Origin of the sequence: Mesorhizobium sp. B2-2-3 (assembly GCF_006442405.1) — a bacterium.
In the GTDB taxonomy this organism is placed as follows: Bacteria; Pseudomonadota; Alphaproteobacteria; order Rhizobiales; family Rhizobiaceae; genus Mesorhizobium.
This window is the reverse complement of record NZ_VFWC01000006.1, coordinates 106,494-129,079: the sequence shown is the minus strand read 5'-3', so window position 1 is coordinate 129,079 and position 22,586 is coordinate 106,494. Positions and strand designations below refer to the sequence as shown.

Below are 22,586 nucleotides of genomic sequence, written 5' to 3'. Positions count from 1 at the left end.
ATGAGAGACGATCCTACCACCACTTCTCCGGCTGGAACGTTCCGGCCGCCTGCTCGATGACGGCAGCGGTCTGGAACAGCGTCTCTTCTTCGAACGGCCTGCCGATCAGTTGCAGGCCGAGCGGCAAGCCCTTGGGGTCTAGGCCGGCGGGCACCGCAATGCCCGGCAGGCCCGCCATGTTCACGGTGACGGTGAAGATGTCGTTCAGGTACATCTTCACCGGATCGGAAGCCATGTCCTCGTCTGCAATGCCGAAGGCGGCAGATGGCGTCGCCGGTGTCAGGATGACATCAACGCCGGCGGCAAAGACGTTCTCGAAGTCCCGCTTGATCAGATTGCGCACCTTCTGCGCCTGCAGATAGTAGGCGTCGTAATAGCCCGCCGACAGCACATAGGTGCCGATCATGATCCGGCGCTTGACCTCGCGGCCAAAGCCGGCGGCGCGGGTCTTCTCATACATCTCGACGATATCCTTGCCCGGGACGCGAAGGCCGTAGCGGACGCCGTCATAGCGCGCAAGGTTGGACGAGGCTTCGGCGGGCGCCACGATGTAGTAGGCCGGTAGCGCGTATTTGGTGTGCGGCAAGGAGATGTCGACGATCTCGGCGCCGGCATCCCTGAGCCAGGCAATGCCCTTCTGCCACAGCGCCTCGATCTCCTCCGGCATGCCGTCGACGCGGTATTCCCGGGGAATGCCGACCTTCATGCCCTTGATCGGCTTGCCGATCGCCGCCTCATAATCCGGCACAGGCCGGTCGACAGAGGTCGTGTCCTTCGGATCGACGGAGGCCATCGATTTGAGCAGGATCGCGGCATCGCGCACGTCGCGGGCGATCGGCCCGGCCTGGTCGAGCGACGAGGCGAAGGCGACGATGCCCCAGCGCGAACAGCGGCCATAGGTCGGCTTGATGCCGACCGTGCCGGTGAACGCGGCCGGCTGGCGGATCGAGCCGCCAGTGTCGGTGGCCGTGGCGCCCGCGCACAGGAAAGCCGAGACGGCGGAGGCCGAGCCGCCCGACGAGCCACCCGGCACCAGCTGCGCATTGTCCAGGGTGCGCGCGGTCCTGGTGCCGCCGGCCGAAACCAAGCCGCCATCGCCCTGATGCGTGGTCGGCATCACCATCGTATCGACGCGCGAACGCCGCCACGGGTTGACCACCGGCCCGTAATAGGACGTCTCGTTGGACGAGCCCATGGCGAACTCGTCCATGTTGAGCTTGCCCAGCATGACCGCCCCGTCAGCCCACAGATTGGAGGTGACGGTCGATTCGTAATGCGGCCTGAAGCCGTCGAGCACGTGGCTGCAGGCCTGGGTGTGCACGCCCTCGGTGCCGAACAGGTCCTTAATGCCGAGCGGAATGCCTTCCAGCGCACCGCCCTCGCCTTTGACCAGCCTGGCGTCGGAGGCCTTGGCCATGTCGCGCGCCTTGTCGCCGGTCACCACGACGTAGGCGTTGAGCGCCGGATTGGCGCGCTCGATCGCAGCAAGATAGGCGTCGGCGATCTCGGTCGCGGTGATTTCCTTGGCGCGCAGCTTGGCGCGGGCCTGCGAAATCGTCAGTCGGGTCAGGTCGCTCATCAGGTAAGGCTCTTTTCGTAAAACACCGACCACTCGGAATCGGGATAATCCAGCACCGGACCGCAACGCGAGAAGCCGGAACGTTCATAGACAGCCCAGGCGGCAGGATGGCGATCGCCCGTCTCCAGAACCAGACGCTTCAATCCTTCCTCGCGCGCCAGCGCTTCGACACGCTCCACGATCCTGGCGCCGATTTTCTGGCCGCGATGCGTGGGCCGCGTGTACATGCGCTTGACCTCGCCTATGGCACCGTCATGGCGCTTCAGCGCCCCGCAACCGATTGCAAGACCGTCGTCGCGGGCGACGAAGACCGTGGTGTCCGGGCCGGCCATCTGCTCGACGGTCAGGTGATAGCAGTGTTCCGGCGGCGTCAGTTCGAGCAGCGTCTCGTTGAGCTCCGCGACCAAGCCGCGCACATCGTCCTGCAGCGGCGTCTCGATGGCGATTTCGATGGCCATCGGCCTGTTACTCCACGACCTTCGGCACGAGGAAGAAGTTCTCTTCCGTGGCAGGCGCGTTGGCGACGATGTCGGCAGCCTTGTTGCCGTCGGTGACGACGTCCTGGCGCTTCTTCATCCCCATCGGAGTTACCGAAGTCATCGGCTCGACCCCGGAAACATCGACCTCGTTCAGCTGTTCGACGAAGCCCAGTATGGCATTCAGCTCGCCGGTCATGCGTTCGGCATCTTCCTCGCTCACCGCAATGCGGGCGAGACGCGCGACGCGCTTCACTGTCTTGACGTCAACGGACATGTTTGTGCCTCGGGAAAACCAGCCCCGGCCTATAGCGGCGCCGCGCGCGGCGCGCAACATGTGCATGCCCACAATCGGGCAAATGACCTCACGGCGGGGCCATGCCCTCGCACAGATAGTAGCTGCCGCTGTTGCCGCTCGCCTCGCTCTCGTCTTCGATGGGCCGGACGGAGACGAGATCGATCTGAGTCGGGCTCATCTGCGTCACCGAGAGCACGTCGGGAAAAACGTAGCCCGGCTCCTGGCAAATGGCCGTCACCGCCCAGCTCGGCGAGCGTGTCGCCTTGCTGATCTGCAAGAACTCGCAATTGTATTCGACCCCTTGCAGGCCATGGGCCGACAGCACGATGTTGCCGGCATCGATCAGCGTCTGCAGGGTGTCTTTCCTGGCCTGTGCGCAGAGCTCCTCGGACTTGAGGTATACCCCTTCAATGAAATCGTCCGCGGCAAGCGCCGGCGACGCCGCAAACAGCATCGAAACGCAAAGAGAGTTCCTCAAGCCCATGGTTTAATTCCGTTTTCAATTTATAGTGTGACCGCCTCGCCGATCCCAGGCACGACGACATTCACGCCCGAACTCTCCATTCCGGCGACGAATTTGTCGGGCGTCTGGTCGAGCAGGCCGAAAGTCGCATAGTGGCATGGCACGGCGACATCGAACTTGAAATAGCGGCGGCAGGCGAGAGCCGCGACAGCACCTCCCATGGTAAAGCGGTCGCCGACCGGCACCAGGCCGATCTTCGGCTCATGCAGCTCGTTGACCAGCGCCATGTCCGAGAAGATGTCGGTATCGCCCATGTGATAGAGCGTCTTGTCGTCCTGGAAATGCAGGACCAGCCCGCAGGGATTGCCCATATAGATGCCGTCCCCATAGGACGAGGAATGCAATGCCTGGACAAAAGTCGTCGTGAACGGGCCGCAGTCCACCGTGCCACCGGTGTTGCCCTGGTTGATATTGTTCTGGTCGACGCCCTGGCCGCCGAGATAGCCGCAGACCTCGGGGTTGGCTACCAGCATCGCTCCGGTCTTCTTGAGGATCTCGAGCGCATCGCCGACATGGTCTCCGTGACCATGCGTCAAAAGCACATGGGTGACACCTTCGGCCGGGCCTTCCCAGCTTTTCTTCCAAAGCGGATTGCCGCTCAGGAACGGGTCCATCAGGATGCTTGCGCCCGCCACCTCGATCTTGAAGGCGGATTGTCCGTACCAAGTGAGTTTCATCAGCGAGTTCCTCGATTTTTGCTCCGCCGGAGGATAGAACGGCGTCAGCTCAAGAGCAAAGTGTTACGGCGTCCTCGCGTGTTCAAAACGCCGCGACGGCGCTGTCGGGTCAAAGGAAAACCGTTGGCTATCATTACCATCGAGGAATTGCCGGCACGGCTGGCCGGCGGTAGGACGCTTGCCGGGCTCGATCTCGGCGACAAGACCATCGGCGTCGCCGTTTCGGACCGTGGCTTTTCCTTCGCGCATCCGCGCCCGGTCATCATGCGACGAAAATTCTCGCTCGACGCGGCCGTGCTGCTGGATCTGCTGCAAAAGGAGAATGCCGGCGCGGTGGTGATTGGACTGCCGGTCAACATGGACGGCTCGGAAGGTCCGCGCGCGCAGAAATCGCGCGCCTTCGTACGCAACATGGCCGCCTTGAGCGACCTTCCCTTCCTGCTATGGGACGAGAGGCTGTCGACGGTAGCCGCTGAACGGACGCTGATCGAGATGGATTTTTCGCGCGCCAAGCGCGCCGGCAAGATCGATTCGGCCGCAGCCGCCTTTATTCTGCAGGGAGTTTTGGACCGGCTTCGCTCGCTCGGTGCAGCCGCTCGAACTGCACCGGAATCGCCGCCCGCCTCCTGATCCAACCGATGATTTCACGACGGCGGCGAAACGCCCAGATCGCCAGCAGCAGCAGGCCGTCGAATATACAGGCTCTTCCCACCATACCGGGAATGATTGCCGGGTCGATACCAAGCATCTGGCCGTAGAGTTGGAAGACGAAATCATGCAACTGCCGGCTCAGCATGACGTAGCCGAAATTCATGTCGTTGAGCGACAGGTAGAACCAGCCCCAGAAAAGCGCCATCGGAGCCGCCCACAATGCGAAGATGTAACGCATCAGCGGCCTCCCTTCCGGGTCGGCTCGGGCCGGCCCGATATCAGCGAAAGCAGAGAATTGTGGGCTGCGGCCCTGGCCATGCTGTGCGCCGTGGCGTGGATTTCGACATCATCCGAGGCGGCCAGGGTGCGGCGCTCGGCAAGCATGGCGACATAGGAGGCCAGAAGTGCGGCCAATTGCACGGCGACGACCAGGAACAGCCCGTTGATGCCTTGCGCCGCGCCACCGACCAGGATGAGCGAAAGCACGCCGGAAGCGCAGATGAAGGCGACACGGGCAACGCTGTCGGCGCCCGGATTGCTGGCATTGTTGATCAGCGCCTCGACAAAAGCCCAGAAGAACAGCACCGCCACGACAAGCAGGGCCGTTGCCAGAGGCGCAACCACGACGACATTTTCGAGATCGACGAAGCGGGCGCTCTCGATTGTCACGCCCAGCACCCCAAGCGCCCCGGCCACGCCGCGGTTTCCATCGATGCAGATGATCGCCAGCAGGGCGAAAACGATCGTCCAGTGCAAGGCGAGAAAAGAGGTCAATACCTGTCGCATCGTGATTCCTGCTTCGACAGGAATGACAGTGGGCTTTGCCGCCAGCCCTCGCAACGGAAACCATTTGTTAAGGTTAACGGCGCGGGGGAATGACCAAGGCGTGGTCCATGGCTGCTGCTCAGGTGGTTGGCGGATAGAGCGTGTCGATGATCATGCGCGCATCATGGCGCGAATCGAGCATGCCGTAGGTGTTGCGCCACTGGCCCGCCAGCCGCGTCTCGACGAAGGCATCGGCGATCCGCCCTGCCCCCAACCGGCGCAATTCCGCCGCCGCCGCCGACAGCGCCAGTTGCTCCGTCAGCAGGCGGGCCGAGCCTTCGTCGGTCGCGGCGACTTGCATCGCCGCCTTCAGCACACCGATGGTGCCGCGTCCGCCCGCGCCCAGGTCGCGATCGATGCCGGCAAGCACCTCCTCGAATAGGCCCGGCGCGCGGCCAAGCACGCGCAGCACATCCAGCGCCATGACATTGCCCGATCCTTCCCAGATAGCGTTGACCGGAGCTTCGCGATAGTAGCGAGCGAGCGGCGCCTCCTCGACATAGCCGTTGCCGCCGAGGCATTCCATCGCCTCGTAGAGCAGCGGCGGCGCAATTTTGCAGACCCAATATTTGACGACCGGCGTCATGGCACGGGCAAAGGCCGCCTCGCCGCGATCGCTCGCCGCCTCGTCGAAGGAACGCGCCAGACGGAACGACAGCGCCGTGGCAGCGGCGACGTCGAGCGCCATGTCCGCCAGCACGCGCTGCATCAGCGGCTGCTCGATCAGGTTGGTGCCGAACACCTGGCGATGGCGGGCGTGATGAACGGCTTCGGCCAGACCCGCCCGCATGATCGCCGAAGACGCCACGGCGCAGTCGAGCCGGGTCAAGGTCACCATGTCCATGATCGTCTTCACGCCGGCGCCCGGCTCGCCGACCATCTCACCGATCGCGTTGACGAACTCCACCTCGGAAGACGCATTCGACCGGTTGCCGAGCTTGTCCTTCAGGCGCTGGAAACGGAAGCCGTTGCCCGAGCCGTCGCCAAGGACGCGCGGCACGAGGAAGCACGACAATCCCTCCGGCGCCTGCGCCAGTACCAGGAATGCATCCGACATCGGCGCCGACATGAACCATTTATGGCCGGTCAGGCGATAGAAGCCGCTGCCGACGCGCTCGGCCCTCGTTACATTGGCGCGCACGTCCGTGCCGCCCTGTTTCTCTGTCATGCCCATGCCAAGCGTAAGCCCGGTCTTCTCGACCGGCGGCTTTTGGCTCTGATCGTATTTGCGCGTCGTCACGCGCGGCGCCCACTCGCGGAACAGTTTCGGGCTCGCCATCAGCGCTGCCAGCGAAGCGCTGGTCATGGTGATGGGACACAGATGTCCGGTCTCGAGTTCGGCCGTCAGGTAGAACCGGGCCGCGCGCACCTGATGGCGGCGGCCGATCTCGGCATCGCCGTTCTCCCAGACCGAGGAGTGCAGCCCGTTGGCGACGGAACGGCGCATCAAAGCGTGATAGGCGGGGTGAAACTCGACCAGATCGATGCGCCGGCCCTGGCGATCATACGTCCTGAGCCTCGGCGTTTCGACATTGGCGAGGCGGGCCAGTTCCTGGGCCTCCTGCGTCAGCACGAAGCGGCCGAGCCCGTCGAGATCCTTGCGCACCGGATCGGAAAAGCGCTCGGCAAGCTGGATCAGCAACGGATCGCCCCGCCAGGCGTTGCCGCCTGTCAGCGGCGGCGGCTGGTTCGTCACGTCGTCGGTCACGCTTCATCCTTACTGCCAGGCGGCTACGAATCCGGAGCCATCGGCTAGATATAGCCCAAGGCGCGCGACGAAAATACCGGGGAGAACAGCCGCAATCCAAAGCTGGCGCTTGCAGCCATGGAACGTCCACCCTATAGCAGCCCCTTGAGATGACCGACGCTTCGTCCCTGCCACTCTATCCCCACCGCCATCTTCTGGGCATCCGCGATCTTTCCCCCGCCGACATCGAGCTTCTGCTCGACAGGGCGGACCGGGCTGTCGCGATCTCGCGGCAATCCGAGAAGAAAACCTCGACACTGCGCGGCCGCACCCAGATCAACCTTTTCTACGAAGCCTCGACGCGGACGCAGTCGTCGTTCGAACTGGCCGGAAAGCGTCTCGGCGCCGACGTCATGAACATGTCGGTGGCGAGTTCCTCGGTGAAGAAGGGCGAGACGCTCATCGACACGGCCATGACGCTGAACGCCATGCGGCCCGACATATTGATCATCCGCCACCAGTCGGCGGGAGCGGCCGCCCTTCTGGCGCAGAAGGTCGGCTGCTCCGTGGTCAATGCGGGGGACGGCGCGCACGAGCATCCCACACAGGCGCTGCTCGACGCGCTGACCATCCGTCGCGCCAAGGGTCCGCTGTCGAAACTCATCGTGGCGATCTGCGGCGACATCCTGCATTCGCGTGTCGCCCGCTCCAATATCATGCTGCTCAACGCGCTCGGCGCGCAGGTCCGCGTCGTCGCGCCCTCGACATTGCTTCCCTCGGGAATCGACAGGATGGGCGTGATCGTCACCGGCTCAATGGCCGAGGGCCTGAAAGATGCCGACGTGGTGATGATGCTGCGCCTGCAGCGCGAGCGGATGGAAGGGGCCTTCGTGCCTTCGGTGCGCGAATATTTCCGCTATTTCGGCCTCGACGCCGAGAAGCTGAAGGCCGCGAAAGACGATGCGCTGGTGATGCATCCGGGCCCGATGAACCGTGGCGTCGAGATCGCTTCGGAAATCGCCGACGGCCCGCAGAGCGTCATCCAGGAACAGGTCGAGATGGGTGTCGCCGTGCGCATGGCGGTGATGGAAGCGCTGCTCGATCCGCGCCGCAACCACGAGGGCCGTGGCGCATGACCATCACGGTGTTCGAGCGCGCCCGCATCATCGACCCCTCGCGCGGCGTAGACGAGACCGGGACGGTCATCGTCGACGGGAAGAAGATAGCCGCCGCCGGCAAGGCTGCGCTGAACCAGGGGGCGCCCGAGGGCGCCACCATCGTCGACTGCGCCGGCAAGGCGGTGATTCCCGGCCTGATCGACGGCCGCGTCTTCATCGGCGAACCGGGCGGCGAACATCGCGAAACGATCGCGTCGGCAAGTGTCGCCGCGGCTGCCGGCGGCGTCACCTCGATCGTCATGATGCCCGATACCGATCCGGTCATCGACAATGTGGCCCTGGTGGAATTCGTGCTGCGCACCGCCAAGGACACGGCCATCGTGAATATTTTCCCGGCCGCCGCCATCACCAAGGGCCTCGACGGCCGCGAGATGACCGAATTCGGCCTGCTGCGCGAGGCCGGCGCCGCCGCCTTCACCGACGGCCGCCACACCATATCAAGCGCGCTGGTGATGCGCCGCGCCCTGACTTATGCCCGCGATTTCGGCGCAACCATCGTGCACGAAACCCAGGATGCCGATCTCGCATCGTCGGGTGTGATGAACGAGGGACTTTACGCAAGCTGGCTGGGGCTTTCCGGCATTCCGCGTGAAGCCGAAACCATCCCGCTGGAGCGCGACCTTGCCCTGGCGCGCCTGACGCGAGGTTCCTACCACGCGGCAAAGATATCGACGGCGATGGCGGCGGCATCGGTGGGGCGCGCGAAGGCCGACGGCGCGACCGTCACATCGGGCGTATCGATCCACAATCTGTCACTCAACGAAAACGATGTCGGGGAATACCGGACCTTCTTCCGCCTGACGCCGCCGCTGCGTGCCGAGGAAGACCGCCTGGCCATGATCGAAGCGATCAGGGACGGCACGATCGACATCATCGTCTCCTCGCACGATCCGCAGGACGTCGATACCAAGCGCCTGCCCTTCGCCGACGCCGCAGCCGGCGCCATCGGGCTGGAAACGTTGCTGGGCGCCGCCTTGCGGCTCTACCACAATGGCGACGTGTCGCTGCCGCGGCTGATCGAGACCTTGTCCACGGCGCCGGCACGGCTGTTCGGCCTGCCTGGCGGCACGCTCAAGCCCGGCGCTCTCGCGGACCTTGCGCTTGTTGATCTGGATGAACCCTGGATCGTCAGCGAAAGCGGCATCCGCTCGCGCTCGAAGAACACCTGTTTCGAAGGCGCGCGCCTGCAAGGCAAGGTCTTGCAAACGCTGGTGGCGGGCCGCACAGTGTTCTCGGTCTGAGCGGGCGGCGGCGCATCGCGCCGGATTCAGCCCGTCAGGGGGAAATGCGGGGGGAACAATGACTTACAACCTGATCCCGGCGCTGGTGCTCGGCTATTTCTTGGGCTCGATTCCGTTCGGGCTTCTGCTGACCCGTGCGGCAGGGCTTGGCGACGTGCGCCAGATCGGCTCCGGCAACATCGGCGCGACAAATGTGCTACGCACCGGCAACAAGGGCCTTGCCGCGGCCACGCTGCTGCTCGACGCGCTGAAGGGCACGGCCGCGGTGCTGATCGCGGGCCATTTCGCGCCCGAACTCGGCGCTTGGGCCGGCCTTGGCGCCTTCCTCGGCCATCTCTTCCCGATCTGGCTCGGATTCAAGGGAGGCAAGGGCGTGGCCACCTATCTCGGCGTGCTGATCGGCCTTGCCTGGCAGGTGGCGCTGATCTTCGCCATCGTCTGGCTGGCCATGGCATTCCTGTTCCGCTACTCCTCGCTTGCAGCGCTGACGGCCGCGGTCGCCGTGCCGATCGCCCTCTATTTCCTGAGCACACCGCAGATTGCCGCATTGTTCGTCGTGATGAGCCTGATCGTCTTCATCAAGCACCGGGCCAACATTTCACGCCTGCTTGCCGGCACCGAGGGCAAAATCGGGGCGAAGGAGTGAGCAAGCCGCTCGCCGGACCGCGCCTCAGCGACCGGCAGCGGTTGAGCTGGCTGCGGCTGATCCGCAGCCAGAATGTAGGTCCCGCCTCCTTTCGCGACCTGATCAACCGGTTCGGTTCGGCCGAGGTCGCGCTGGAAATGCTGCCGGAGCTGATGATTTCGGGCGGCGCCAGCAGGATCGCCCGCATTCCCTCGATCGCCGAGGCTGAAGCGGAACTGGAGGCCGCAAGGCGGGCAGGCGCCCGTTTTGTCGGTATCGGCGAGCCGGACTATCCCGCCCTGTTGAAAAACATGGACCATCCGCCGCCGCTGCTGGCGGTGAAAGGCGAAGGCGCGGTGTTCCGGCTGCCCGCGGTAGCTATCGTCGGCGCCCGCAACGCCTCGCTCGCCGGCATCAAGATGGCGCGCATGCTGGCGACCGACCTTGGCCGCGACGGTTACGCCATCATCTCCGGCCTCGCGCGTGGCATCGACACTTCAGCACATCAGGGCAGCCTCTCGACCGGCACGATCGGCGTGCTGGCCGGAGGCCTCGATCTGCCCTACCCGCCTGAGAATGCCGGCCTATGCGACGAGATCGTCGAGCGCGGCGGCGCCATCATTTCGGAGATGCCGTTCGGCTGGCAGCCGCGTGCCCAGGATTTTCCGCGCCGCAACCGCCTCGTCGCGGGCGCGGCAGTCGGTCTGGTGGTGGTCGAGGCGGCGCAGCGTTCCGGGTCCCTGATCAGCGCCAGGCTCGCAGGCGAAATGGGCCGGCTGGTCTTCGCCGTACCCGGCTCGCCGCTTGATCCACGCGCCGCCGGCACCAATGGCCTGCTCAAGGACGGTGCCACCTTGGTCACCGAAGCCGCCGACATTCACAGGGCAATCGCGCCGCTGACCGGTTTGCGGGCCCCCGAACTGCCGCCCTTTGAAGATCCCCCCGATTTCTCGGCCACGCCGCCACCCGGCGAAAACGACCGCGCCAGGGTGACCGAAGCGCTCGGCCCGACGCCGGTGGCGATCGACGAGATCATCCGCCACACCGGCCTGCATCCGGCCCAGGTGTTCATGGTGCTCCTGGAGCTCGACCTCGCCGGCCGGCTCGAACGGCATGCCGGCGGCAATGTCTCGCTGGTCTTCGCGGAAGGCTGACAGCCTCCGTCAGTGGTGATCGCGCTTCTTCTGTTCGGTCTCGGTATAGTCGGGCGTGTTTGCGCCGAACAGGTCCCTCTCGACGGCCTTTCGCCAGACGGCATCGGCGTCTTCAGGACGCGATGGATCGAAAGTTGTCTCCGTGTCCTGCATGCGCCGGCGCGAACGCCGCCGGAGCCACGCGGGCATGATCTCGTGGATGAGGCTGGTGAATTGGATCATTGATCAACTCCTGAAAACCGTTCTTCAAAGGCGCAAAACGCGTTTTGCGGCCTCAACTCTGCCGGACAGTGGGCTGGACCGCCTCCTCAAACCGGCCAGTGCCCGATTGGTCCTGACATAGGGATTCAAGCCAGGCCAGGGTCTCGCCCACATCGGCCAGCGCGTGGCGCGCCACGGTTTTCCCTTGCGGTTTGATGCGGACCGAAATGCCATCCATTTCATTGACGGCTTCGAAGCCGTTCTCATCCGACGTGTCGTCTCCGAGGAATACGGGAATCCGCCCCCGGAAAGCCGGCAACTCGCAGAAACGCCTGATTGCCGCTCCCTTGGCCGCCTCGAGCGGCATCAGTTCCACCCCGGCATTGCCGGCAAGAACCCGATATCCTCGCGGAAGCCGCTCCAGGGCCTGTTCGACCAGTTGCGTCGCCCGTTGCAGCAACTGCGGCGCCGCACGCGTATGAATGGCCAGGATCGGGCCCTTGCGCTCGATATAGACGTCCACATTGTGCAGTTCCGCCTCGATTTCCTCGGCAAGCGCGGCAATGTCGGCGGGCTCGTCGGCCGCCTTGACAGGGCCGTCACGCACAAGCCGGTGCTCCAGGCCGTATAGACCCGCAGCCGGCAGGCGCAGCGGCTGGAAGAGCCGGTCGACGGCGGAAACGGATCTTCCTGTAATGAAAGCCAGAGCGCCAGCCAGACGCCCGTCCAGCCTTGTCAGCATGCTTCGCAACGCATCGCCGACGACCACCGCGTCGGGATGCGCGGCATGTTCCAGAAGCGTACCGTCAATGTCCAGGAAGAGTGCCCATCGGCCTTGCGGGACGGTCGGCACGGACAGATTTGCCGATCCCGACATCACAGCGCCGCGACCCGTTTGCGATCAAGCAGCGATATCACATTGGCCGCGGCAACGGAGCCCGGCCCGGCGGGGTCGATCGCGATTCGCTTGCGCAAGCGGGCGGCGTCGAGAAGCATGCTGCCCGCCCAGCGATAGACATTGTTGTCGCGGACGATCTCGCGCATGCGCTGCATGCGCTGGCGCTGCTCGGCGGGCACCATGGTCAATGCCTGCAGCAACGCCTCGGCCATCATCGTCGCGTCGTAGGGATTGACGATCAGTGCCTCGAGAAGCTCCTTGGAAGCGCCGGCAAACATGCTGAGCATCAGCACGCCCTGCTCGTCGTCGCGCGCGGCGACAAATTCCTTGGCGACCAGGTTCATTCCGTCGTGCAGGCTGGTCACCATGCAGACATCGGCGGCCCGGTAGATTTCGTAGACCTGCTCCTGGGAATGGTGTTCAGCCACCATCAAGACAGGCGTGTAGCCGTCCCGGCCATAACGCTCGTTGAGCTCCGCCGCGCAACGCAGGCATTCCTCGTGCAGTTGCTGGTAGGCCGGCAAGGTTCCACGGCTTGGCGCCGCGATCTGCAGGAAGGCCACCTTGCCGATCCACTCCGGGTGTTGCTTGAACAGTTCGTCCAATGCGTGAAACCGGTCGAGAATGCCTTTCGTATAATCGAGGCGCTCGACGCCGACACAGAGGCTGACATTGTCCGCCAGCCCGAATTTTTCGCGAATTCGCGCGCGGCACTGCGCGATGGCGGGCAATTTCCCGAGTTGAGCCGGCGGCCACTCTATCGAGATCGGATAGGCGTGGACCAGGCTCGTCTGGCCGCCATAGGAGATGGCCGAATCCTCGCGCTCGATCCTGCTTTCCAGGAAGCGGTCGACGCTCTCGATGAAGTTGTTGCAGTGGAACTGCGTATGAAAACCGATGATCGAGCTCCCCAGCAGGCCGTCCAGGATCTTTTCCCGCCAGGGGCAGATGCTGAAGACTTCCGAATTCGGCCACGGAATGTGCCAGAATGTGATGACGATCGCATCGGGCAGGCGTTCCCGGATCATTCGCGGCAGCAGAGCGAAATGATAATCCTGGACGAGGACGATCGGGCGTTCGTTCCGGGCTTCGGCAACGACGGTGTCGGCGAATTTGCGATTGACGGCTTCGTATGTTTCCCAGTCGGACGTGCGGAAGACGGGCCGTGTAAAGGCTATGTGGCACAGCGGCCAGAGACCCTCATTGGCAAAACCCAGATAATAGCCTTGCTGTTCCTCTTCGGTCAGCCAGACACGGCGCAACGTGTAGGATGGGTTCTCAGGTGGGACCTCGATGCGGTCGTTCTGGTCGACGACGAGATGATCCGCCGAGCCGCCGCCATAGGCTATCCAGGTTCCCGCGCAGGCACGGGTGATCGGCTCCAGCGCCGAGACAAGTCCACTGGCCGGCACAACCAGGTCGACATTGTCATCCCTGAGATTGTGAATGTAGGGCTCGCGGTTGGAGACGACGATCACTTGCGCATCCGGCAGTTCCTTCGCCAGGATTTCGCGCAGTGTCGAGGGCGACCAGTTGACGAGTGCCGCGTCGGCGGAATGGCCATTCTTTTCGAACTCCCGCAATACGACACGAGCCGGTGGAGGCTCGACATTCGCCGGTTCCGGCGGGGTCCGGCGGGATCGCAGCGCGGAAATCACCAAGGCAACAAGGGAAACGCAGAGGCTGGCAAGAATGACGAACCATAGAGCGGAGGCAGAGTGGAGGAAGTCAAAATTGTTGTCTGGCATCGATGTGAATTGCTCCGGCCTAGGTCGCGCCTCTCCGCGGGGGAGATGGTGCAACGCACGTCGCCGGTGATGGTTCCGGTTTTTAGCTGCGCACGATCAAAGGCGCCAACCCTTCATGGCGGTCGGCCAGAAAGGCGCCCACACGATCCCCTACCCGCTGGAACGTCAGGTCGACTGCCGTGCCCGCCACCGCGAGATGGCGGATCACCAGGCTATCGATGCCGATTGGCAGGCGTGGCCTTGTGACGTGGATTTCGCCGGCCCAGCCGTCGATATGGAGGCCCAGACAGGCCTGCATCAGCATGAAGGCGGAACCTGCCGACCAGGCCTGCGGCAGGCAAGCGACTGGATACGCGATCGGCGCCTCGCCCGGTGCGCGGGTGAAGCCGCAGAAGAGTTCGGGCAGGCGCATGTTGAAATGAACGGCGGATTCGAACGTCCCGCTCATCAGCCGCACCACATTGTCGCGAATGCCGTATCGCGCAAGGCCTGCCGCGCATATCGCCGTGTCGTGCGGCCAGATGGAGCCATTGTGATACGACATTGGATTGAAGAATATCGCGTCGTCGGCGAGCGTCCTCAATCCCCAGCCGGAGTGGAAAGAAGCCGACAGCAACTGATCGGCGACGGTCCGCGCCCGATCAGGATTCGGAAGTCCGACATAGAGCAGATGTCCGGCATTGGATGTGCGCACCTCGCATGGCCGGCCGTCGCCATCGAGCGCCAGCGCGTAATAACCCAGCTCTTCGATCCAGAAATGGCTTTCAACCCGCTGGCGGATCTCTTCGGCCCGCCTTTCCCAGGCTTCCGCCTTTTCTGTCTCGCCTCGCCGGCGAGCCAGTTTCGCCAGCCCCTGGAACGCCGCGAAGACGTAGCCCTGCACCTCGACCAGCGCGATGGGGCCCTTCGGGATACGACCGTCCGCATGAAAGACCGAATCAAAGCTGTCCTTCCATCCCTGGTTGGCGAGGCCTGACTCCGCCGCACGCCGGTAGGTGACGAATCCGGTCGAAGCGCTTGCCGCCTCGATCCATTCGGCGGCTGCACATAGCGACTGCCATAGGCCGTCGATAAAGACCATGTCGCCGGTGCGGTCCGCGTAAGCGCAGGCGAGATGAACGTAGAGCGGGGTGGTATCGACACCGCCATAGTAGCGGCCGAACGGCAACTCGCTCAGCGCCGTCATTTCACCCTTGCGCGTTTCATGCATGATCTTGCCGGGCTGAGAGTCGCTGAAGGGCGAGGTTTCGGTCGCCTGATGTTGCGCAAGAAAGGCAAGCACGCCGCGCGCCAGGCCGGGATTGAGCCAGAGCATCTGCAACGCCGAGATCACGCCGTCTCTGCCGAAGGCCGTCGAGAACCAAGGAATGCCGGCATAGGGATAAGGGCCGGTCGCGAGTTCGGTGGTGAGCAGCGCCACGTCGGCCCGGGCGCGCTCCATCCAGTCGTTGAACACCCTGCCCGAACTGTGCAGCGTCGCGCCGTGGCGGCGCTTGGCGCGCATGCCGAAACGCGCACGCGCCGCTGCGGCGCGAAACCGGTCGCGGTCGGGAACATCGGCCATCTCGCTGCCGACCTCGACATACAGTGTCTTGCGGCTGCGTTTGGTGACTGCAATGAAGAAATCCGCCCGGTCGGAGGTCAATTCGTCGGGTTTCTGCGAAAACGATATCGTCGACGTACGCACCACCTTGTCCAGGCCTTCATAGCGAAGCAGAACCGAGTTCTGGTCCATCTCGGCCGTATGGGCGGTGCCTCGTTTGGCGCGCGTCGAGCCACGAACTTCGAACATGTCGCGGAAGTCGGCGGCGAAGCGCAGCGAAAGCAGGACGGTCGAATGTTCCTGACTGTAGTTGGAAAGGGTCAGGCGCTCATACAGCCGGTCCTCCCACAGCAGCCTGACACGCTCGATGTGGATCGCTCCTTGCGGGATGGGACGGCCGCCGGCGCTCTCGATCGGCAGATTGGTCAGGTTGGAGGTGAACAGGACATTGTCCTGGCTCAGCGATGCGCCCAGCAGCGACGTCGAACGACCGCCCACCGCGAGGCGGAATTCGGAAAGCACGCGCGTGTCGTCGCGGAAAAAGCCGTCGCCCACACCGCGTATGTCGCCATAGGAATCGGCGACGGCGAAGCAGTCGCCATGTTTGAGTGCGAAGAGCCGGTGCGGTTCCCTCGGCGCGGTTTCGTCCAGGGAGGCCAGGGCTATTGCGGGATCAAGCTTGCGCTCGTCAAGTTGGGTGATGGTCAAGAAGACTGTCCCGTGCTTGTTTCTGAACGGGGCACTGTACTAGGAAGCCCTGATTTGTTGAGTGTCGATCGCCTGTGAATAGGTGGCGACATAGTCGCGCGCCATGCGGTCGGCCGAGAACCGTCCTTCGAAAACGCCCCTTATCCGGCGCCTGTCGAGCTGGAGCAGGGCCGGCATGGTGGCGACGGCGTCCTCGATGGTTTCGACGACGAAGCCGGTCACACCGTGATCGATGATCTCGGGCATGGCGCCGCAGCTCCAAGCCATGACAGGAGTTCCGCAGGCCATGGCCTCGATTACCGCCAGGCCAAAAGGCTCGGGCCAGTCGATGGGAAACAGCAAGGCAGCGGCGTTGCCGAGAAACCTGCTCTTCTGGTCCTCGCTGATCTCGCCGACATATTCGACGCGATCGCCATCGATCAGCGGCTGGACGACCTCCTCGAAATAGGCCCGGTCGCCGTCGCCCACCTTGGCCGCGAGCTTGAGCCTCAGGCCCGTGCGCCTGGCAATCTCGATCGCCCGGTCCGGCCGCTTGTCGCGCGACATCCTGCCGAGGAACGCCAGATATGTGCCGTCGGAGCCGGCTTCAAAATCCGGCCCATAGAGATCGAGCGGCAGCCCATGATGGATGGTCGCCAACCAGTTGGCGGACGCGAGCCTCGTCCTCTGGCTGCGTGAAATGGAAATCATCGGAAAACGCGGGAACCGCTCATAGGCCTGTGCCAGATCCACATAGTCCAGCCTGCCATGCGGCGTCGTCACCGTGCGCTCCGGCATATGGCGGAAAAACGGGAAATGCAGGAAGTGGCTGAGATGGAAGTGAAGAATGTCGAAATCGTCGGCCTGTCTCCTGACTTCCTCGAGCATCGAAAGATGCGCCGCGATCTCCGACTTCAACGGCCGGGGATCGAGGCGCAGCGCCCGTTCCCGGCACGCGACCAGCCGGGCGGAGGTCCTGGTATCGCCGCTGGCAAACAACGTTACATCGTGGCCGAGCCCGACCAGAGCTTCGGTGAGATAGGAGATGATGCGTTCGGTGCCTCCATAGAGCCTTGGCGGCACGGATTCATACAGCGGCGCGATATGGGCGATCTTCATTGGCCTGCGTTCCCTCAATAAGCTGGTCAAAGGCAAAATGCATCAGCGGCGCGATCGTTCCTCCGGTATCGGCAGATGCGTCATTTCTCATGTTTGATGTTCTTCCGGGCGGCCCTATCTCTTTAGGTGCTGCTCCTGCGCGCCATGACGACCCGAGGAGGTTCCGATGCAGCAATCAAAGGACATTGCAGCCCGCCGGCTTGACATGATCATCGAACAATATGTCGAAGCTAGAAAACAGCGCTTCGGCTATGTTTCGACGGACCAGGCCGCCAGGGTGATTCACAGAATCCTGAAACCCACGCCTTCCGACCCCAGCTTTTCGGACCACGAACTCGACGACATGGTCGCGGCCCTCGCCGTCAAGAACGGGTTGGCCGTCGTCTTTGACCGCGGCATCAGAGGATCGGTCGGCGGCACCGAGGCGGAGCTGGATAGAAAGGATCCGACCATGAGAGCACCAGCGGAAGGCCCCGACGTTGCCGGCGCGGTGGACGCGATCCTGATTCAGCAAAAAACCGCCCCGCTTTCGATGCGCGCGATGATCTCCCTGCTGCGCCAACGCACCGGCACCACCCGATCGGACGCGGATCTGGAAGGACTGATCGCCAAAAAAGCCGCTGTCCTGAACGTGCATTTGTCACGGGACTGAGTGGTGAGCGCGTCGGGGTTCGAACCCGAGACCTACTGATTAAAAGTCAGTTGCTCTACCGGCTGAGCTACGCGCTCCCGTGGGCTGGAAACGGCGCCCTCGAAATTGCGCGGAACATAGGGAGAGTGCCTCGACCGGTCAACCGGAAAAAACGGGCCACCAAGCCATGCGTCCCCGCCGTGCCGGCTTTCCCGGCCGGCCGTTTCGGCAAGGACATGCCGAACCTTTGCCAGGCAGGCCAAAGACCCTGTGGCCTCCATCGATCCCAAACCGGAGAAACATTACAAATCAGCAACTTGCCTTTTTTTCCAGGAACAATTCGCGAGCGTGTCCGTTTCCTCCGCCACAAGGGACGTCAACCTCTCAAGGAGAAGATCATGAACAAAGTCCTGTCGGGTTTGCTGGCGACCACACTGTCAGCTTCGTTCGCAGTGGCGGCGGCCATGCCGGTCGAAGCCGCACCGGCCCATGTACCGCAGCCTGCATCTGTCTCGTCCGATGTCCAGACCGTGCAGTACAGGCCCTGGGAGCGGCGCCGTAACTTCCGCGGCGAGTTTCGCGGCAACCGCAACTTCTACCGCGACAACCGCGGAGCCTACTGGAACGGCCATCGCGGCTACCGTGAATATCGCCCGGGCTATCGCCGTCACGGCGATTTCTGGTTCCCGCTTGCTGCTTTCGCCACTGGCGCGCTGATAACCGGGGCGATCGCCAACAACCGGAACCGCGTCTATGAAGGCAATTCGCACGTGCAGTGGTGCTATGACCGTTACCGTTCCTACCGCGCATCCGACAACACGTTCCAGCCGTATAACGGCCCGCGCCAGCAGTGCATTTCACCCTACTGATGGGCGCCAGTGTTCGTCAGAGGGATAGAAAGTCAAAGCCCGTGCCGGAAATGGCGCGGGCTTTCTGTCGTGCGAGGACGGTCCCCGGGCAGGCTGTGATCAGTTGGCCCAATTGATGGTCTTGAAGATATAATAAAGCGCGCCACCTTCACCACGGGGTGATCGGTACGCTCCGACGGCATCGCAAATTCGAACCGTGACGGCCGCCAATTCCCAACCCAGCACTTCCAGCTGATTCCCATCTATCACGTAAGCCTGAGCCAGTTCGTCAATGCCGTTCTTCTCGCCGAAGGACCGAACCAGCTTTGCGTCTCTGAGAAGACTATCGGGCAGATTTGAATTTGCCCACGCCCAGAGCCAGTTCTGTGCCTTGGCATTCGTGGAACCGGCGATCTGGATTTCGGTGATCACCTCGATCGCCCCGTCCTTGGAGAACAAGAGCTTTCCGTTGCTCAAGTCATAGCGCGACCAGTGGCCGATGCGGAATTCTTCCTCCAAGCGCTTATTCTTGGTCTTCAGTTGTTTGATAGCCTCGGCGCGCCAAGCAGAGTACCAGTTTGGCTTCATTTCCCCCTCGCCCGATCTGGCTGTTGATTATGACACGCTCAGCGTCCTGCGAACAGCATCGCGCCACCCCGCCAGCTTGGCCGAGCGTACCGATGGTTCCATGTCCGGTCTGAAGCGCCGGTCGAGCGCCCATGTCTTGGCGAATTCCCGCGCCTTCGGCCACACGCCCGCCTTCGAGCCGGCGAGCCAGGCGGCACCGAGCGCGGTCGTCTCCAGAATGGTCGGACGGTCGACCGGCGCGTCGAGAATGTCGGCCAGCCGTTGCATGGTCCAGTCGGATGCCACCATGCCGCCGTCGACCCGAAGCACCGTCTTGGCCGCCGTACCTTTCCAATCCTTGCGCATGGCATCGAGCAGGTCGCGCGTCTGGTAGGCCACGGATTCGAGCGCGGCGCGGGCAAACTCCGCCGGCCCCGAATTGCGGGTCAGGCCAAAGATCGCGCCCCGCGCCTCGGCATCCCAGTGGGGCGCGCCGAGCCCGACAAAGGCCGGCACCAGATACACGTCCTGGGTCGGATCGGCCTCGGCCGCCAGCTTGCCGCTCTGTTCGGCCTTGCCGATCACCTTGATGCCGTCGCGCAACCACTGCACGGCGGCGCCGGCGATGAAGATCGATCCTTCCAGCGCATAGGTGGTCTTGCCGTTCAGCCGATAGGCAATCGTGGTCAACAGCCGGTTCTTCGAGCGCACCAGATCGGCACCGGTGTTGAGCAGCGCGAAACAGCCGGTGCCGTAGGTCGATTTCATCATGCCGGGCTCGAAACAGGCCTGGCCGATGGTCGCGGCATGCTGATCGCCGGCAACGCCGAGGATCCTTATCTCGGCGCCAAAGAGATTTTTCTGCGTGATTCCAAAATCATCGGCGCAGTCCTTCACCTCGGGGAGCATCCTTGCCGGAATGTTCAGGATGGCCAGCAGCTCGTCGTCCCAGGCATTCTTCTCGATGTTGTAGACTAGCGTGCGGGAGGCGTTTGTGGCGTCGGTGGCATGCACCCTGCCGCCGGTCAGGCGCCAGATCAGGAAACTGTCGATGGTGCCGGCCAGCAATTCGCCTTTCTCGGCGCGTCTCCTGGCGCCTTTCACCTTGTCCAGCATCCAGGCTATCTTCGTGCCGGAGAAATACGGATCGAGCAGCAGGCCGGTCTTCCTGGTGAAGGTCTTTTCCAATCCCTGCTTCTTCAGCTTCCGGCATAGCGGCGCGGTGCGCCGGTCCTGCCAGACGATGGCGTTGTGGATCGGCTTGCCGGTCGTCCTGTCCCAGATAACGACGGTCTCGCGCTGGTTGGTGATGCCGAGCGCGGCGACGTCCGATGCCTCCCGCCCGGCATTCTTCAATGCGCCCTTCACGGTCGCCACGACGCTGGCCCAGATATCTTCCGGGTCATGCTCGACCCAGCCGGAAGCAGGATAGTGCTGGGTGAATTCTTGCTGGCTGCTGCCGACGACTTTCATGTCGCCGTCGAACAGAATCGACCGGCTCGACGTGGTGCCTTGGTCGATTGCCAGGACAAAGCCATTCATTCGCACTTCCTCCGTCACGACACAAAGAAGGGAGACGGCAACGTGCCGCCTCCCTGAATTTTACGGGCGCGAACGCCCGCATAGGTCAATCCTACTTCTGCCAGCTCTTGACCAGCTCGTCATAGTTGATGGTCTGGGGCTTCTCCTTCTCGTTCTCGATCTTGAGCTGAGGAGCGAGATTGCCGGCCTTGACCGCGTCGGCATTCCAGTAGGCGAGATCATGTTCCTCGGCGAGCTTCGGCCCGATATCGCCCTGGACGCCGGACCTCTCGATGCGGCCCATGACCTTCTCCTGCTCGGCGCAAAGCGAATCCATCGCTTCCTGCGCACTCTTTGCGCCCGACGAGGCATCGCCGATCGCCTGCCACCACAGCTGTGCCAGCTTCGGATAGTCCGGCACGTTGGTGCCGGTCGGCGACCATTGCACGCGGGCCGGCGAGCGATAGAACTCGATCAGGCCGCCGAGCTTCGGCGCGCGCTCCGTAAAGCTCTTGTCGTGAATGGTGGAGTCGCGGATAAAGGTGAGGCCGACATGGCTCTTCTTCACGTCCACCGTCTTCGAGGTGACGAACTGGGCGTAGAGCCAGGCGGCCTTGGCACGGTCGGTCGGGGTCGACTTCATCAGCGTCCACGAACCGACATCCTGGTAGCCGAGCTTCATGCCGTCCTTCCAGTAGACACCGTGCGGCGACGGAGCCATGCGCCATTTCGGCGTGCCATCGTCGTTCATGACGGGCAGGCCGGGCTTGACCATGTCGGCGGTGAACGCCGTGTACCAGAAGATCTGCTGGGCGACATTGCCCTGCGCGGGAACCGGACCGGATTCCGAGAAGGTCATGCCCTGCGCTTCCTGCGGTGCGTAGGCCTTCAGCCAATCGAGATATTTCTGGATCGAGTAGACGGCGGCCGGGCCGTTGGTGTCGCCGCCCCGCGCCGTGCAGGAGCCGACCGGCTGCGATTTCTCGTTGACCTTGATGCCCCATTCGTCGACCGGCAGGCCGTTCGGGATACCCTTGTCGCCATTGCCGGCCATCGACAGCCAGGCATCGGTGAAGCGCCAGCCGAGCGACGGGTCCTTCTTGCCATAGTCCATATGGCCGTAGACCTTCTTGCCATCGACGTCGCGGCCGGTGAAGAACTCGGCAATGTCCTCATAGGCCGACCAATTGACGGGAACGCCGAGATCGTAGCCGTACTTGGCCTTGAAGTCGGCCTTGTTCTTCTCGTCGTTGAACCAGTCGTAGCGGAACCAGTAGAGGTTGGCGAACTGCTGGTCGGGAAGCTGATAGAGCTTCTTGTCCGGAGCGGTGGTGAAGGAGGTGCCGATGAAATCCTTCACATCGAGGTTCGGATTGGTGACATCCTTGCCTTCGCCCGCCATCCAGTCGGTCAGGTTGCGCACCTGCTGGTAACGCCAGTGGGTGCCGATCAGGTCGGAATCGTTGACCCAGCCGTCATAGAGGTTCTGGCCAGTCTGCATCTGGGTCTGGATCTTTTCAACGACGTCGCCTTCCTGGATGACGTCGTGCGTGACCTTGATGCCGGTGATGGCGGTGAAGGCCGGAGCCAGAACCTGCGACTCGTATTGATGCGTCGTCAGCGTTTCCGACACGACCTTGATATCCATGCCGGCGAACGGCTTGGCGGCGTCGACGAACCACTGCATTTCCTTTTCCTGATCGGCGCGCGAAAGCGTCGACAGATCGCCTATCTCCTTGTCAAGAAAGGCTTTTGCCTCGTCCATGCCGGCATAGGCGTTGCCCACGCCGAGCAAGAGGACAAGGGCGGTCGTAGATGTCAATAATTGCCGTCGCATTGTGTTTCCTCCACGTTTGAAAAGACTTCAAGTGCGATCTGGAGAGGCCGCCAACAAGCGGCCGCTCCAACA

At 63.2% G+C, this 22,586-nt stretch carries 24 protein-coding genes and 1 tRNA gene; 7 read left to right on the top strand and 18 right to left on the bottom strand.

Annotated elements, in window-relative coordinates; translation table 11 throughout:
• Positions 1-13: 13 nt before the first annotated feature.
• From FJ951_RS13015 to FJ951_RS12995, 5 genes are all read right to left on the bottom strand, one after another.
• On the bottom strand, positions 14-1,579 hold the full coding sequence (locus FJ951_RS13015; RefSeq protein ID WP_140515341.1) for an amidase family protein: 1,566 nt from the start codon (positions 1,577-1,579) through the stop codon (positions 14-16).
• Positions 1,579-2,037: a GNAT family N-acetyltransferase gene (locus tag FJ951_RS13010; protein ID WP_140515340.1), complete on the bottom strand. Its 459-nt coding sequence runs from the start codon at positions 2,035-2,037 to the stop codon at positions 1,579-1,581. The genes FJ951_RS13015 and FJ951_RS13010 overlap by 1 nt, the downstream gene beginning before the upstream one ends.
• Positions 2,038-2,044: 7 nt before the next feature.
• A complete protein-coding gene (gatC, locus tag FJ951_RS13005) occupies positions 2,045-2,332 on the bottom strand; it encodes an Asp-tRNA(Asn)/Glu-tRNA(Gln) amidotransferase subunit GatC (RefSeq protein WP_140498745.1) in 288 nt (95 codons plus the stop codon).
• Between the two features lie 88 nt (positions 2,333-2,420).
• Positions 2,421-2,837 (bottom strand): hypothetical protein, encoded by a 417-nt coding sequence (locus tag FJ951_RS13000; protein ID WP_140515339.1) that lies wholly within the window; start codon positions 2,835-2,837, stop codon positions 2,421-2,423.
• 20 nt (positions 2,838-2,857) lie between these two features.
• Entirely contained in the window at positions 2,858-3,553 is a 696-nt protein-coding gene (locus FJ951_RS12995; protein WP_140515338.1) for a metal-dependent hydrolase, read from the bottom strand.
• A 123-nt stretch (positions 3,554-3,676) separates the two neighbouring features.
• On the opposite strand from FJ951_RS12995, the gene ruvX reads away from it, so the two are divergent.
• On the top strand, positions 3,677-4,183 hold the full coding sequence (gene ruvX / locus FJ951_RS12990) for a Holliday junction resolvase RuvX (protein ID WP_140515337.1): 507 nt from the start codon (positions 3,677-3,679) through the stop codon (positions 4,181-4,183).
• Here the strand turns inward: ruvX and FJ951_RS12985 are convergent.
• The 3 genes from FJ951_RS12985 to FJ951_RS12975 form a co-directional block, all read right to left on the bottom strand.
• A complete protein-coding gene (locus FJ951_RS12985; RefSeq protein ID WP_140515336.1) occupies positions 4,101-4,442 on the bottom strand; it encodes a DUF6105 family protein in 342 nt (113 codons plus the stop codon). The genes ruvX and FJ951_RS12985 overlap by 83 nt on opposite strands.
• Positions 4,442-4,990, bottom strand: coding sequence for a hypothetical protein (locus tag FJ951_RS12980; RefSeq protein WP_140515335.1), 549 nt, complete (start codon positions 4,988-4,990; stop codon positions 4,442-4,444). The genes FJ951_RS12985 and FJ951_RS12980 overlap by 1 nt, the downstream gene beginning before the upstream one ends.
• 118 nt (positions 4,991-5,108) lie before the next feature.
• Entirely contained in the window at positions 5,109-6,737 is a 1,629-nt protein-coding gene (locus FJ951_RS12975) for a DNA alkylation response protein (RefSeq protein WP_140515334.1), read from the bottom strand.
• A gap of 149 nt (positions 6,738-6,886) precedes the next feature.
• On the opposite strand from FJ951_RS12975, the gene FJ951_RS12970 reads away from it, so the two are divergent.
• Genes FJ951_RS12970 through dprA form a run of 4 tightly spaced genes read left to right on the top strand, consistent with a single transcriptional unit; the run spans position 6,887 to position 10,914 of the window.
• On the top strand, positions 6,887-7,852 hold the full coding sequence (locus FJ951_RS12970) for an aspartate carbamoyltransferase catalytic subunit (protein ID WP_140515333.1): 966 nt from the start codon (positions 6,887-6,889) through the stop codon (positions 7,850-7,852).
• Positions 7,849-9,135 (top strand): dihydroorotase, encoded by a 1,287-nt coding sequence (locus FJ951_RS12965; protein ID WP_140515332.1) that lies wholly within the window; start codon positions 7,849-7,851, stop codon positions 9,133-9,135. Before FJ951_RS12970 ends, FJ951_RS12965 begins: the two co-directional genes overlap by 4 nt.
• Positions 9,136-9,193: 58 nt before the next feature.
• Positions 9,194-9,781 carry a glycerol-3-phosphate 1-O-acyltransferase PlsY gene (gene plsY, locus FJ951_RS12960; RefSeq protein WP_140515331.1) on the top strand — a complete coding sequence of 196 codons (588 nt, stop codon included), beginning with the start codon at positions 9,194-9,196 and terminating at the stop codon, positions 9,779-9,781.
• Entirely contained in the window at positions 9,778-10,914 is a 1,137-nt protein-coding gene (dprA, locus tag FJ951_RS12955) for a DNA-processing protein DprA (RefSeq protein WP_140515330.1), read from the top strand. The genes plsY and dprA overlap by 4 nt, the downstream gene beginning before the upstream one ends.
• A 9-nt stretch (positions 10,915-10,923) precedes the next feature.
• Here dprA and FJ951_RS12950 read toward each other — a convergent pair whose 3' ends face one another.
• From FJ951_RS12950 to FJ951_RS28990, 6 genes are all read right to left on the bottom strand, one after another.
• Positions 10,924-11,136 carry a hypothetical protein gene (locus FJ951_RS12950; protein ID WP_140498769.1) on the bottom strand — a complete coding sequence of 71 codons (213 nt, stop codon included), beginning with the start codon at positions 11,134-11,136 and terminating at the stop codon, positions 10,924-10,926.
• A 52-nt stretch (positions 11,137-11,188) separates the two neighbouring features.
• Entirely contained in the window at positions 11,189-11,992 is an 804-nt protein-coding gene (otsB, locus tag FJ951_RS12945; RefSeq protein ID WP_140515329.1) for a trehalose-phosphatase, read from the bottom strand.
• Positions 11,992-13,761: a trehalose-6-phosphate synthase gene (locus tag FJ951_RS12940; RefSeq protein WP_140515328.1), complete on the bottom strand. Its 1,770-nt coding sequence runs from the start codon at positions 13,759-13,761 to the stop codon at positions 11,992-11,994. The genes otsB and FJ951_RS12940 overlap by 1 nt, the downstream gene beginning before the upstream one ends.
• Positions 13,762-13,843: 82 nt before the next feature.
• The gene (locus FJ951_RS12935; protein ID WP_140515465.1) at positions 13,844-16,006 is read right to left on the bottom strand and encodes an amylo-alpha-1,6-glucosidase; all 2,163 of its coding nucleotides are present in this window, start codon (positions 16,004-16,006) and stop codon (positions 13,844-13,846) included.
• Between the two features lie 45 nt (positions 16,007-16,051).
• Positions 16,052-17,110 (bottom strand): glycosyltransferase family 4 protein, encoded by a 1,059-nt coding sequence (locus FJ951_RS12930; protein ID WP_140515327.1) that lies wholly within the window; start codon positions 17,108-17,110, stop codon positions 16,052-16,054.
• Complete coding sequence (locus FJ951_RS28990; protein WP_281405590.1) at positions 17,079-17,201, bottom strand: hypothetical protein; 123 nt, start codon at positions 17,199-17,201, stop codon at positions 17,079-17,081. Before FJ951_RS28990 ends, FJ951_RS12930 begins: the two co-directional genes overlap by 32 nt.
• Positions 17,202-17,276: 75 nt before the next feature.
• Between FJ951_RS28990 and FJ951_RS12925 the strand changes: the two genes are divergently transcribed.
• Positions 17,277-17,762, top strand: coding sequence for a hypothetical protein (locus FJ951_RS12925; protein ID WP_140515326.1), 486 nt, complete (start codon positions 17,277-17,279; stop codon positions 17,760-17,762).
• A 1-nt stretch (position 17,763) separates the two neighbouring features.
• Here the strand turns inward: FJ951_RS12925 and FJ951_RS12920 are convergent.
• A tRNA-Lys gene (locus tag FJ951_RS12920) sits at positions 17,764-17,839 on the bottom strand.
• A gap of 300 nt (positions 17,840-18,139) precedes the next feature.
• Between FJ951_RS12920 and FJ951_RS12915 the strand changes: the two genes are divergently transcribed.
• Positions 18,140-18,610, top strand: coding sequence for a BA14K family protein (locus FJ951_RS12915; protein WP_181172230.1), 471 nt, complete (start codon positions 18,140-18,142; stop codon positions 18,608-18,610).
• A 99-nt stretch (positions 18,611-18,709) separates the two neighbouring features.
• Here the strand turns inward: FJ951_RS12915 and FJ951_RS12910 are convergent, their stop codons facing one another.
• The 3 genes from FJ951_RS12910 to FJ951_RS12900 all read right to left on the bottom strand — a co-directional run bounded on the left by FJ951_RS12910 (position 18,710) and on the right by FJ951_RS12900 (position 22,514).
• Positions 18,710-19,177 (bottom strand): DUF6882 domain-containing protein, encoded by a 468-nt coding sequence (locus FJ951_RS12910; RefSeq protein WP_140515324.1) that lies wholly within the window; start codon positions 19,175-19,177, stop codon positions 18,710-18,712.
• Between the two features lie 27 nt (positions 19,178-19,204).
• Positions 19,205-20,698 (bottom strand): glycerol kinase GlpK, encoded by a 1,494-nt coding sequence (glpK, locus tag FJ951_RS12905; RefSeq protein WP_140515323.1) that lies wholly within the window; start codon positions 20,696-20,698, stop codon positions 19,205-19,207.
• Between the two features lie 91 nt (positions 20,699-20,789).
• Complete coding sequence (locus FJ951_RS12900; RefSeq protein WP_140498786.1) at positions 20,790-22,514, bottom strand: ABC transporter substrate-binding protein; 1,725 nt, start codon at positions 22,512-22,514, stop codon at positions 20,790-20,792.
• Positions 22,515-22,586 lie beyond the last annotated feature (72 nt).